The organism is Ensifer sp. ENS11 (genome assembly GCF_014851895.1).
Lineage (GTDB): Bacteria > Pseudomonadota > Alphaproteobacteria > Rhizobiales > Rhizobiaceae > Ensifer > Ensifer canadensis.
In genome coordinates, this window is record NZ_JACVAN010000004.1 from 438,876 (window position 1) to 450,049 (window position 11,174).

Sequence of the window (11,174 nt, forward strand, 5' to 3'; positions counted from 1 at the left end):
ATCGCTGTAGCACTTTGAATTGCTGCATGTTTTCACGCATTTCCTGACGGAAAACCGCTTCGCACTTTTCCTGGAAATGCTCTAATGGCGCTCGCTGTCCATATGGGCGAGCTGCGCCTCGGGATAGCGCGCGCCTGCGGCCGCATCCCTCGGCACCGCCCGCTCGATCGCGGCCAGATCTTCCGGTGTCAGATGTACCGCTTGCGATGCCAGCGCTTCGGCCAGCCGGTCGCGACGACGTGCACCGATGAGCGGCACGATATCCTTGCCTTGGGCTGCGACCCAGGCGATCGCAATCTGTGCCACGGTGGCGCCCTTCGCATCCGCCACGCGCTTCAGCGCGTCGACAAGGGCCAGATTTGTGTCGACATTGCCCGCCTGAAAACGTGGGCTGGCCGCGCGGAAGTCGCCACGTGCGACCGCATCCTTCTGCCAATGGCCGCTGATCAGGCCGCGCGACAGCACGCCATAGGCGGTAATGCCGATACCGAGCGCACGGCACGTGGGCAGGATATCGTCCTCGATGCCGCGCGAGATCAGCGAATATTCGATCTGCAGATCCGCGATGGGATGGACGGCCGCTGCCCTTCGGATGGTCTCGGATCCGACTTCCGAAAGCCCGATATGCCTGACATAACCTGCCTGCACCAGATCAGCGATTGCGCCCACTGTTTCTTCGATCGGCACGTCCGGGTCGAGACGGGCAGGGCGGTAGATGTCGATATGGTCGACGCCCAACCGCTGCAGGGTATAGGCGAGAAAGTTGCGCACCGCCTTCGGTCGGCAATCATAGCCCACCCAACTGCCACCAGCGTCTCTCAAGGCACCGAACTTCACGCTGAGAACGACCCGATCGCGGTCCTGGCCCTTGAGCGCTTCGCCAATCAGCATCTCGTTGTGGCCCATGCCATAGAAGTCGCCGGTATCGATGAGCGTAATTCCCGCATCGAGCGCCGCATGGAACGTGGCGATGCTTTCCGTACGATCCGACGGGCCATACATGCCCGACATGCCCATGCAGCCAAGGCCGATGTTGGAAACCATAGGGCCGACTTTTCCGAGCGAAACCTGATCCATTCTCGTTCTCCTTCGGCGGCGCGCCTTTGCGCCCTTCTTCGTCCCCATTGTTACGCCCGGTCCTATCGTGCGATAATCCCGTACAGTCAGAACAAGCCGTACGGCATTTCGCACAATGAACGATCTTCCTCTCGCCGACCTCGATGCCTTCACCGCCGTTGCGCGCGAGCGCAGCTTTCGCGCTGCCGCCGAGAAGCGGGGCGTTTCCGCTTCGTCGCTGAGCGAAGCGCTGCGGCGGCTCGAAGCCAAACTCGATGTGCGGCTCCTCAACCGCACGACCCGCAGTGTAACACCGACGGAAGCCGGCATGCGGCTACTCGAGCGCCTGCAGCCGGCACTCGGGGAGATTGCCGGCGCGCTCGACCAGGTGAGCGAATTGCGCGACAGTCCCGCAGGAACCCTGAAACTGAACGTGCCCACGGTCGTCGCGCGCGTGATCCTGCCCTCGATCATTGGGCGCTTTCTGAAGGTAAATCCTGCCATTTCGCTGGAGGTGACGGCAGACGACGGCTTCATCGACGTCCTTGCCGCCGGCTTCGACGCCGGCATCCGCTACGAAGAGCGGGTCGAGCGCGACATGATCGCCATTCCGATCGGACCGCGGCAGCAACGCTACATCACTGCCGCGTCGCCGGACTATCTCGCGCGACACGGCCTTGCCGCAACACCCGCACGATCTTCTGGAGCATGCCTGCATCCGGCATCGCTTCGCAAGCGGCGTCAGCCTAGCCTGGGAGTTCGGTGACGGAGACGCAGCAATCTCGATCGCCCCTCCGACTGTCGTCATCGCGAACTCGGTCGATCTTGAAATTGCCGCTGTAGTCGAAGGTCTCGGCGTCATCCGGACGTTCGAGGAGTTCCTGGCGCCGCATCTCAAATCCGGCGCCGTCGTGACGATCCTCGACGAATGGGTGACGCCCTTTCCAGGGCCGTTTCTCTACTATGCCAGCCGCCGCCACATGCCGGCGCCGCTTCGAGCCTTCGTCGACTTTCTCAAGGCCGAGCAACGGTCAGGGGTGCGCTGAATGGCGGCCATTTTGGGGAGCAATGGATCAACAAACGCGATTGTTCTCATAAAAAACTTTGAGATGTTCACGTATTGTTTCGACTAAAATCATGCGTTACACCTAAATTGGTAACGTCGTTCACGTTCTGTCTCCGCGCTGGCGACGGATGGCGCAGGGAGAGTTTCATGCTCGACGAAAAGTTCGTGCGGCGCGGCCTGTTCCTCGTCTTTCTCATCCTGCTTCTCGACATCATCGGCATCGCCATCATCGTGCCGGTGCTGCCCACCTATCTGGAGGAGCTGACCGGCGCCAATGTCAGCGACGCGGCGATCGACGGCGGCTGGCTGCTGCTCGTCTATGCCGCGATGCAGTTCCTGTTCGCGCCCCTCATCGGCAACCTCAGCGACCGTTTCGGACGCCGGCCGATCCTGCTTGCCTCCGTGCTCACCTTCGCCATCGACAATCTGATCTGCGCTCTCGCGACCAGCTACTGGATGCTCTTCGTCGGCCGTGTGCTCGCCGGCATCAGCGGCGCCAGCTTCGGCACCGCTTCGGCCTATATCGCCGACATCAGCCATGACGGAAACCGGGCGAAGAATTTCGGCCTGATCGGAATCGCGTTCGGATCCGGCTTTGCACTGGGGCCGGTCATTGGCGGGCTGCTTGGCGAACTGGGTCCGCGTGTGCCGTTCTATGGTGCCGCGGCACTTTCCTTCATCAACTTCCTGCTCGGCGTTTTTCTGCTGCCGGAGACATTGGACAAGGCGCATCGTCGCCGCTTCGAATGGCGGCGCGCCAATCCACTCGGCGCGCTCAGGCAGATGCGCAACTATCCCGGCATCGGCTGGGTCGGGCTGGTGTTCTTCCTGTTCTGGATGGCGCATTCGGTTTATCCGTCCGTCTGGTCGTTCGTATCGTCTTACCGGTACGGCTGGAGCGAGGGGGAAATCGGCCTGTCGCTCGGCATCTTCGGCATCGGCGGTGCCATGGTGATGGCGTTCGTACTGCCGCGCGTCGTGCCGCGGCTTGGCGAGTGGCGGACGGCCGTCCTCGGCCTGATTTTCACGGCACTCGGTGCCGCGGGCTACGCTGCTGCCTGGCAGGGCTGGATGATCTATGCCGTGATTATCGCCACCGCGCTCGAAAGCCTCGCCGATCCGCCGCTGCGCAGCATCGCCGCCGGCCATGTGCCGCCGTCGGCGCAGGGAGAGTTGCAAGGGGCGCTCACCAGTATCGGCAGCATCACGACGATCATCGGCCCGCTGATCTTCACCCAGATCTTCGGCTACTTCACGAGCCCGACGACCACGGTCTCCTTCTCAGGCGCCCCCTATGCACTCGCCAGTTGCTTCGTCGTCGGTGCGCTCGCGGTGTTCTGGCTCAAGGCACCAAAACGGCTCGCGGTCGCGGCTGAACATATCGAGCCCGCAGTGTCCATGGCCGAACCGCGCTACTCCGATCGCAGTGCCATGCACTGAAATTGATCAATATTCGTGATCTTTGGATGAAAAATTGAGCAGTCGGAGCTTTGTTACTGGTTCTTTTGCCGGCCGTGATCTATTTCGGTCATCCTTGCCTTCGTTCTGACCTGCCGCATTTCGGCCGCGTCGACATCCAGGAATCCGTCATGCTGACCGCCACTGCGAGCCCGACCCCGGTGCAAACCGACAATTCATGGCGCACTCATTATCGTGCAAGCCTCTATCTCGGGGTGCCCTTCATCGGCGCACAGCTGGCGCAGCTTGCGATCAACACAACCGACGTCTTGATGGTGGGCAAGCTTGGCGCAACGCAGCTTGCGGCAATCATCCTGGCGACGCAGATGTACTTTACCATCTACATCTTCGGCAGCGGCTTCGCCAACGCGGTCGTACCGATGGCCGCGCAAGCCCAGGGCAGGGGCGACAAGGTCTCCGTGCGTCGCTCCGTGCGCATGGGTCTCTGGGTGGTGCTGTGCTATGGCGTGCTGACGGCGCCGGTGCTCTGGCTGGCGGAACCGATCCTGCTGCTTGCCGGCCAGCAGCCGGAGGTCGCGGCACTCGCGGCCGAGTATCTGCACATTGCGCAATGGGCGATCTTTCCCGGCCTCATCTTCATGGTGCTGCGGGCGTTCCTGAGCGGTCTGGAGCGGGCGGGGATCATTCTCTATGTCACACTGGCAACGCTGGTTCTCAATGCAGCGCTTTGCTACGTGCTGATCTACGGCCACTACGGCTTTCCGCAGCTGGGCATCTTCGGCGCGGCCGTCGCCGCCCTTGGCGTGGCCGTGCTCGGCACGGTGCTGACCATCGCCTATATCAAGAGCAAACCGGAACTGAACCAGTATGAGCTGTTCGTGCGTTTCTGGCGCCCGGATTGGCCCGCCTTCAGGGAAGTCGTCTATCTCGGCATACCGATCTCGCTGACCATTCTTGCCGAAGTCAGCCTGTTCACCGTCGCCTCGTTGCTGATGGGAACCATCGGCACGATCGAGCTTGCCGCACACGGCATCGCGCTGCAGTTCGCCTCGCTCGCCTTCATGATCCCGCTCGGAATTGCGCAGGCGGCAACCGTGCGCGTCGGCCTTGCCTACGGCCGTGGCGACATGCTCGGCGTCCGGCGTGCCGCGATCTCGGCACTGGTGCTCGGAGCCATCTTTGCGATCATTGGCAGCGCCATCTTCGCTCTCTTCCCGAGCCAGCTCGCCGCCCTTTATCTTGACACCAACCGGCCGGATGCCGCGCAAGTGCTCGCCTTTGCCGCTCCGCTCATCGTGATCGCCGGCGCGTTCCAGCTGGTGGACGGATTGCAGGCAATCGCCGCCGGCATGCTTCGCGGGCTCAAGGACACAAAGGTGCCGATGATCCTGGCGATGATCTCCTATTGGCCGATCGGGTTCCTTTGCGCCTGGGCCTTCGCGTTCCCGCTCAAGTTCGGCGGCATCGGCGTGTGGTTCGGCTTCGTGCTGGGACTTGCCGCTGCAGCATTGTTCCTGAACTGGCGGTTCTTCCGGATGATCCGCGACCACAAGGTGACGGCGGCTTAAGCATCGACCAAAGAAAAAGCCGGACGGGCAGGGGATGCCGTCCGGCTTACAAAAGGCGACCACATCAGGGGAGAATGTCGGTCGCTTATTCCGAAACTCCTGGAGGAAGTTTCTCAAGGTCTCTAAACGTTGAACCCGCCGGTCTCATTGGAGCCCAGTCGATCGCGCTGGAGGTCGCGTATCGTGCAGGCAAAATCGACGAGAAAGACGAAACTGATTACCGCCGCGGCGGTCATGAAGACTGTCGCCATGACATGATACCTTTAGCCGAAGATCTTACGGTTGCTTGAACGGTCACGTTGCTCACGGGACTCGTCGCGGAGTGCATGTATCGTCGCAAATATCATTGCGAAAAACATCGTCATCGAAAACAGAGCAAGTCCCATAGCCGTCATCCTTTCAGGTTCCTAAACGGCAGTATCTTCAAAAAGGTTCCGTTCTTTCTTGCTTCACATTACCGATTGCAACGTGAAACACTCTTGAACATGGCATTCATCTAGCATTCATTTCTTTGGTGCCACTGTTTCCCAGGGAACAGGCCCGCGCTCCTGCACAACTCTTGCGATCTGTCGCCGTCCATGACAAAAGGCTTCACCAAACGGAAACAGGTGCGATGACGACGGCATTCTACCCCGGCTCCTTCGATCCGATGACGAACGGGCATCTCGACGTACTTGTTCAGGCGCTGAACGTGGCGCGCAAAGTCATCGTGGCAATTGGCATCCATCCGGGCAAGGCGCCGCTTTTCTCGTTCGACGAGCGCTCGGACCTCATTCGCCAGTCGCTGCTCGAGTTTCTGCCCGAGCGTGCCGCCGACATCGACGTCGTCTCCTTCGACAATCTCGTGGTCGACGCTGCGCGGCAAAGCGGCGCAAAGCTGCTTGTGCGCGGCTTGCGCGATGGCACTGACCTCGATTACGAGATGCAGATGGCTGGCATGAACCGGCAGATGGCGCCGGATGTCCAGACCTTGTTTTTGCCGGCTGGCACGGCATCGCGGCCCATTACAGCCACATTGGTCCGCCAGATCGCGGCCATGGGCGGCGACGTCAGTGCCTTCGTGCCCAAGGCTGTTCACGCGGCGCTGCAGGCCAAACGCAAGGCCTGAGCCGCCACACTCCATTCACCACTCAGGGAGAAACCATGAAAATCCTCCACCTCGCTTTCGCCGGTGCCGTCACGCTTGCGTCCTGGACGGGAACGGCGCTTGCGCAGTCGGCCGACAACTTCCTCACAATCACGCTGAAGGATGGCCCTGTTGTCGTCGAGCTTCGCCCTGATATCGCGCCGAAGCACGTCGAGCAGATCAAGGCGCTTGCAACAGCCGGCGAATACGACAACGTCGCCTTCCACCGCGTCATCAAGGGCTTCATGGCCCAGACAGGCGACGTCCAGTACGGCGACATGGAAAACGGCTTCCAGCCCCAGGCTGCGGGCACGGGCGGTTCGTCCAAGCCGGACCTGCCGGCCGAATTTTCCGACGTACCGTTCGAGCGCGGCACGGTCGGCATGGCCCGTTCGCAGGATCCCAACAGCGCCAATTCGCAGTTCTTCATCATGTTTGCCCCGGGCGACTTCCTCAACGGCCAGTACACGGTCGTCGGCAAGGTCGTCTCCGGCATGGAGAACGTCGATAAGATCAAACTCGGTGACGACGCCAACAACGGCTCCGTCGCCGATCCCGACCGCATGATCAGCGTCAAGGTCGGCAAGTAAAGTCAACAGAAGGAGAAAACCCATGGCCGAGATCAAAGATCCGGAAAACACGATCATCATGGAGACCACCAAGGGCAAGGTCGTCATCGAGCTTATGCCGAACGTGGCTCCGGGTCATGTCGCCCGAATCAAGGAACTGGCACGCGAAGGCGCCTATGACGGCGTGGTGTTTCACCGCGTGATCGAGGACTTCATGGCACAGACCGGCGACGTCCAGTACGGCAAGACCGGCGGCGAGCACTTCAACCCGTCGCGTGCCGGCATGGGCGGCTCATCCAAGCCGGACCTGAACGCTGAATTCTCGAACGTCAGCCACATTCGTGGCACGTGCTCGATGGCGCGCAGCCAGATGCCGAACTCGGCCAATTCGCAGTTCTTCATCTGCTTCACCGATGCTCCGTGGCTGAACAAGCAGTACTCGGTCTGGGGCCAGGTCATCGAAGGCATGGACAACATCGACAAGATCAAGCGCGGCGAACCGGTGCGTGATCCCGACACCATCGTGTCCATGCGGGTTGCCGCCGACGCCTGATTTGCGCTAATGCACAAACCCGCCCCGGTCGCGCCGAAAGGCCCTGGGGCGGGTTTGCTTTTTTTTCAGAAACGATCCATGCGCGTAGACCTGTTCGACTTCGACCTTCCGGAAACCTCGATTGCGTTGCGGCCCGTAAATCCGCGCGACAGCGCCCGCATGCTCGTCGTCGACCCGCAGGCGCCGGAACTCCTGACGGATCACGGCGTGCTCGACCTGCCGTCCTTCCTGCGTCCCGGCGACGCACTGGTGTTCAACGACACCAAGGTCATTCCGGCGCAGCTCGAAGGCATTCGTCGACGCGGCGAAGAGATTACCACGCCCGTCTCGCTGACCCTGCATATGCGGGTCGCGCCGGATCGCTGGAAGGCGTTTGCCCGGCCGGCACGCCGCCTCAAGGTCGGCGACCGCATTGCCTTTGGCCACGGCGGCAACAGCTGCATGCTCGGCACACTCGACGCAACTGTCGAGGAAAAGGGCGACGCCGGTGAGGTGACGCTGCGCTTCGATCTCGCCGGACCGCTGCTCGACGAAGCGATCATGGCCGTCGGGCACATTCCATTGCCGCCATATATCGCCTCCAAACGCGCAGAGGATGCTCAGGACCGCGTCGACTACCAAACGGTCTACGCCCGTGAGGAGGGCGCCGTAGCCGCCCCTACCGCTGGCCTGCATTTCACCGAGCGGCTGTTTTCCAGGCTGAACGAACTCGGCATCGAACGTCATTTCGTCACCCTGCATGTCGGCGCCGGGACATTCCTGCCGGTCAAGGCCGATGATACCGACGACCACGTGATGCACCTGGAGATTGGCCAGGTCGATGCCGCAACCGCCGAACGCCTCAATGCCGTCAAGGCGAGGGGCGGCCGGATGGTCTGCGTCGGTACGACGTCGCTACGGCTGATCGAAAGTGCGGCGGACGAACACGGTATCATCCATCCCTGGTCAGGCCCGACCGGCATCTTCATCACGCCCGGCTACCGCTTCCGCGCCGTCGACATGCTGATGACCAATTTTCACTTGCCGAAATCGACGCTGTTCATGCTGGTTTCGGCCTTCTGTGGCCTCGAGACGATGCGCGCGGCGTATACCTACGCGATCGAGAGCGGCTACCGCTTCTATTCCTATGGCGATTCCAGCCTGCTTTTTCGGAAAGACTAGATGACCGAAACCTTCCAGTTCAAGCTGCACGCAACCGACGGCAAGGCGCGCCTCGGTGAGGTTTCCATGCCGCGCGGCACCATCCGTACGCCTGCCTTCATGCCAGTCGGAACCGTCGGCACGGTCAAGGCGATGTATCTCGATCAGGTCAAGGATCTCGGCGCCGACATCATCCTCGGCAACACCTACCATCTGATGCTGCGCCCTGGTGCTGAACGCGTGGCGCGGCTTGGCGGTCTGCACAACCTCATCCGCTGGCAGGGTCCGATCCTCACCGACAGCGGCGGCTTCCAGGTGATGTCGCTTGCCGGGCTGCGCAAGCTCGACGAGCAGGGCGTCACCTTCAAGAGCCATGTCGACGGCGCGCTGTTCCACATGTCGCCGGAACGGTCGATCGAAATTCAAGGCTTGCTCGGCAGCGATATCCAGATGCAGCTGGACGAGTGCGTGGCTTTGCCGGCCGAGCCCAAGGAGATCGAGCGGGCAATGGAAATGTCATTGCGCTGGGCGGAACGCTGCAAGGTGGCGTTTGGTGACCAACCGGGCAAGGCGATGTTCGGCATCGTCCAGGGCGGCGACATTCCGGCACTGCGCGTGCGCTCGGCGGAAGCCCTGAAGGGGCTGGATCTCAAGGGCTACGCCGTCGGTGGACTTGCGGTCGGCGAGCCGCAGGAGGTGATGCTCAGAATGCTCGACATCACATGCCCCGAGCTACCTGCCGAAAAGCCGCGCTATCTCATGGGCGTCGGCACGCCCGACGATATCCTAAGGTCGGTCGCACACGGCATCGACATGTTCGACTGCGTCATGCCGACCCGCTCCGGACGACATGGTTTGGCCTTCACCCGCCATGGCCGCATCAACCTGCGCAATGCGCGCCATGCCGAAGACCTGCGGCCGCTAGACGAACAATCCTCGTGCCCGGCGACGCGCGACTATTCGCGCGCCTATTTGCACCACCTGATCCGCTCGAATGAGTCACTCGGGGGCATGCTGCTCAGTTGGAACAACCTTGCCTATTACCAGGAACTGATGGCGGGCATTCGCCTGGCAATCGAAGAGGGCCGCTTTGCCGACTTCATGGCCGAAACCCAGGAAACCTGGCGGCGAGGGGATCTGGCGCCACTCTGAGGACCAGACCTGCTCAGATCTCCGGACCTGGGGCCGACTGGAGCATCATGACGCCGTTGATCTTGTAGCTGCCGTCGGGCTGCTTCATCAGCTGGTAGACCGCCGTCCAGTCCTTACCATCGGGAGCCGAGATCAGCACCTCCTGAATGACCTGATCGCCCACCACCTTGGAGCGGCCAAAGGCAAAATTTCCGGGCCGATAGACCGGCTGGTAGCCGCGCCTGACCATGTCGAAGAAGGCCGTCTTGTCGGGAAACTTGCCGCGTATCGCCGGCGAAGCGAAGGAGTAGGCGGCGTCCGCATCGTCATTGAGGAAAGCCGCGATCTGATCCTGGATGATCGAGCGTGCCGTATCGACCGGTTCTTCCGCCCGACAAAGGCCCGCGCCTGCGAGTTGCGCTGCGATACCGAAGGCAATGGCAAATGTCCTGATCATCACCGATCTCCACCAGACGTTTCTGCCTGCTCCTGAAAGCATAGGTCGTTTGCACGTTCTGGAAATGGCGCGGACAGCGCCGTGCGCTTCTTCACACCAAGCACATATATACAATATCGTTCATATTCAATGCCTTAAACGGAACTTCTAAATTAATCTTTCAAACATCATAACTTAGTGATATTCGCAATTGTCACCTGAGCGCACCCAATCGCATTCCCAATGGCCGAACTGTTTGCGCTCGGCGACGGTGTCGGGACGGTAGAGAATGTTGACATCCGGGCTGAACCGCCTGCCATGACGACGCCTGGCATGCCGCGGCCGACGTCTGGCGCGGTGCTCGGGCAGATGCCGCCAGAGCTTGATCGCGTGCCCATCCGCGGAATAGGCGTACTTGTAGATCGTCTCATGGCTGACAGAAACTGGATCGCGCTCCAGCCGCATGCGGCCGGCGTTCTGCTGCGGCGACCAGCCATGCATGATGCGCTCGATCACCGATTGGCGGCAGATGCGAGAAACGAGCAAGCTTGCGTAGCTTGGCTCTGCGCTCACGCGCCATGTCGTTGGCGGTGACGCAATAGTAGCCGCTAAGGTCTGGCATCTGCGGATCAACAAAAGTATTGCGCCTGAGTTCGCGGAAAATCGTCGAACGATGTCCGTGCAGTTTCTCAGCGATTACGTCAACGCTGATGCCAGCCGATCGCCAGCGGGCAATCTTGCGGCGTTCATCCATATCGATCTGGGAGTAGGTGCGTCTCATGAGCCATTCCTTGCGCGTGACAACCCATTGGTATCTATCGCAAGTCGCACTTCGAATTAGAATGTACCCGGCTACACGAGATGTCAAAGCTGAATAGGGCTGCGACATGCTCAGCCATTTAGAAATGCGACACTGGCTCCGCCGGTCAGCCCCCGATCCGACCGGCTGGGCCGGGTTGCAAGGAAGGAGCGGGGCGGGTGATGACGCTCCCCTTCGGCTTTAGCTTGGACAGTTGAAGCAGCCGGTCATTCCGCCGCATCGAGGTCAGAGAGCGCCTGTCGCCGCCGGGCAATGACCGCAGGATCGTTCATGAAATCCTTCCGACGTCC

General features: G+C 61.2%; 10 protein-coding genes and 2 pseudogenes. 8 read left to right on the plus strand and 4 right to left on the minus strand.

Features of this window, described 5'->3' with window-relative positions; genetic code table 11:
* Window positions 1-81: 81 nt before the first annotated feature.
* Window positions 82-1,077 (minus strand): aldo/keto reductase, encoded by a 996-nt coding sequence (locus IB264_RS11290; protein ID WP_025427074.1) that lies wholly within the window; start codon window positions 1,075-1,077, stop codon window positions 82-84.
* Window positions 1,078-1,192: 115 nt separating this feature from the next.
* On the opposite strand from IB264_RS11290, the pseudogene IB264_RS11295 reads away from it, so the two are divergent.
* From IB264_RS11295 to IB264_RS11305, 3 genes and pseudogenes are all read left to right on the plus strand, one after another.
* A pseudogene (locus tag IB264_RS11295) lies at window positions 1,193-2,102 on the plus strand (LysR family transcriptional regulator).
* A gap of 167 nt (window positions 2,103-2,269) precedes the next feature.
* Complete coding sequence (locus IB264_RS11300; RefSeq protein WP_025427073.1) at window positions 2,270-3,562, plus strand: TCR/Tet family MFS transporter; 1,293 nt, start codon at window positions 2,270-2,272, stop codon at window positions 3,560-3,562.
* 149 nt (window positions 3,563-3,711) lie between these two features.
* A complete protein-coding gene (locus IB264_RS11305) occupies window positions 3,712-5,109 on the plus strand; it encodes an MATE family efflux transporter (RefSeq protein ID WP_025427072.1) in 1,398 nt (465 codons plus the stop codon).
* Between the two features lie 122 nt (window positions 5,110-5,231).
* On the opposite strand, the gene IB264_RS35135 is transcribed toward IB264_RS11305, so the two are convergent.
* Window positions 5,232-5,360, minus strand: coding sequence for a hypothetical protein (locus IB264_RS35135; protein WP_256435850.1), 129 nt, complete (start codon window positions 5,358-5,360; stop codon window positions 5,232-5,234).
* A gap of 362 nt (window positions 5,361-5,722) precedes the next feature.
* Between IB264_RS35135 and coaD the strand changes: the two genes are divergently transcribed.
* From coaD to tgt, 5 genes are all read left to right on the plus strand, one after another.
* Entirely contained in the window at window positions 5,723-6,217 is a 495-nt protein-coding gene (coaD, locus tag IB264_RS11310; RefSeq protein ID WP_025427070.1) for a pantetheine-phosphate adenylyltransferase, read from the plus strand.
* Window positions 6,218-6,252: 35 nt separating this feature from the next.
* Window positions 6,253-6,825: a peptidylprolyl isomerase gene (locus tag IB264_RS11315; protein WP_025427069.1), complete on the plus strand. Its 573-nt coding sequence runs from the start codon at window positions 6,253-6,255 to the stop codon at window positions 6,823-6,825.
* A 22-nt stretch (window positions 6,826-6,847) separates the two neighbouring features.
* On the plus strand, window positions 6,848-7,357 hold the full coding sequence (locus IB264_RS11320) for a peptidylprolyl isomerase (protein WP_025427068.1): 510 nt from the start codon (window positions 6,848-6,850) through the stop codon (window positions 7,355-7,357).
* A 78-nt stretch (window positions 7,358-7,435) separates the two neighbouring features.
* Window positions 7,436-8,518, plus strand: a complete 1,083-nt coding sequence (gene queA, locus IB264_RS11325; protein WP_025427067.1) for a tRNA preQ1(34) S-adenosylmethionine ribosyltransferase-isomerase QueA — start codon at window positions 7,436-7,438, stop codon at window positions 8,516-8,518.
* Entirely contained in the window at window positions 8,519-9,649 is a 1,131-nt protein-coding gene (gene tgt, locus IB264_RS11330; protein ID WP_025427066.1) for a tRNA guanosine(34) transglycosylase Tgt, read from the plus strand.
* A gap of 13 nt (window positions 9,650-9,662) precedes the next feature.
* Here the strand turns inward: tgt and IB264_RS11335 are convergent, their stop codons facing one another.
* Together IB264_RS11335 and IB264_RS11340 are read right to left on the minus strand one after the other, a co-directional pair.
* On the minus strand, window positions 9,663-10,085 hold the full coding sequence (locus IB264_RS11335) for a DUF4864 domain-containing protein (RefSeq protein ID WP_057208602.1): 423 nt from the start codon (window positions 10,083-10,085) through the stop codon (window positions 9,663-9,665).
* Between the two features lie 201 nt (window positions 10,086-10,286).
* Window positions 10,287-10,845: pseudogene (locus IB264_RS11340) on the minus strand (IS30 family transposase); the annotation flags it as partial.
* Between the last annotated feature and the right edge of the window lie 329 nt (window positions 10,846-11,174).

What these genes read in the sequence shown, in the direction of transcription:
- IB264_RS11290 (WP_025427074.1), bottom strand. Translation starts at nt 1,077, where the DNA reads ATGGATCAGGTTTCGCTCGGAAAAGTCGGCCCTATGGTTTCCAACATC.
- IB264_RS11300 (WP_025427073.1), top strand. Translation starts at nt 2,270, where the DNA reads ATGCTCGACGAAAAGTTCGTGCGGCGCGGCCTGTTCCTCGTCTTTCTC.
- IB264_RS11305 (WP_025427072.1), top strand. Translation starts at nt 3,712, where the DNA reads ATGCTGACCGCCACTGCGAGCCCGACCCCGGTGCAAACCGACAATTCA.
- IB264_RS35135 (WP_256435850.1), bottom strand. Translation starts at nt 5,360, where the DNA reads ATGGCGACAGTCTTCATGACCGCCGCGGCGGTAATCAGTTTCGTCTTT.
- coaD (WP_025427070.1), top strand. Translation starts at nt 5,723, where the DNA reads ATGACGACGGCATTCTACCCCGGCTCCTTCGATCCGATGACGAACGGG.
- IB264_RS11315 (WP_025427069.1), top strand. Translation starts at nt 6,253, where the DNA reads ATGAAAATCCTCCACCTCGCTTTCGCCGGTGCCGTCACGCTTGCGTCC.
- IB264_RS11320 (WP_025427068.1), top strand. Translation starts at nt 6,848, where the DNA reads ATGGCCGAGATCAAAGATCCGGAAAACACGATCATCATGGAGACCACC.
- queA (WP_025427067.1), top strand. Translation starts at nt 7,436, where the DNA reads ATGCGCGTAGACCTGTTCGACTTCGACCTTCCGGAAACCTCGATTGCG.
- tgt (WP_025427066.1), top strand. Translation starts at nt 8,519, where the DNA reads ATGACCGAAACCTTCCAGTTCAAGCTGCACGCAACCGACGGCAAGGCG.
- IB264_RS11335 (WP_057208602.1), bottom strand. Translation starts at nt 10,085, where the DNA reads ATGATCAGGACATTTGCCATTGCCTTCGGTATCGCAGCGCAACTCGCA.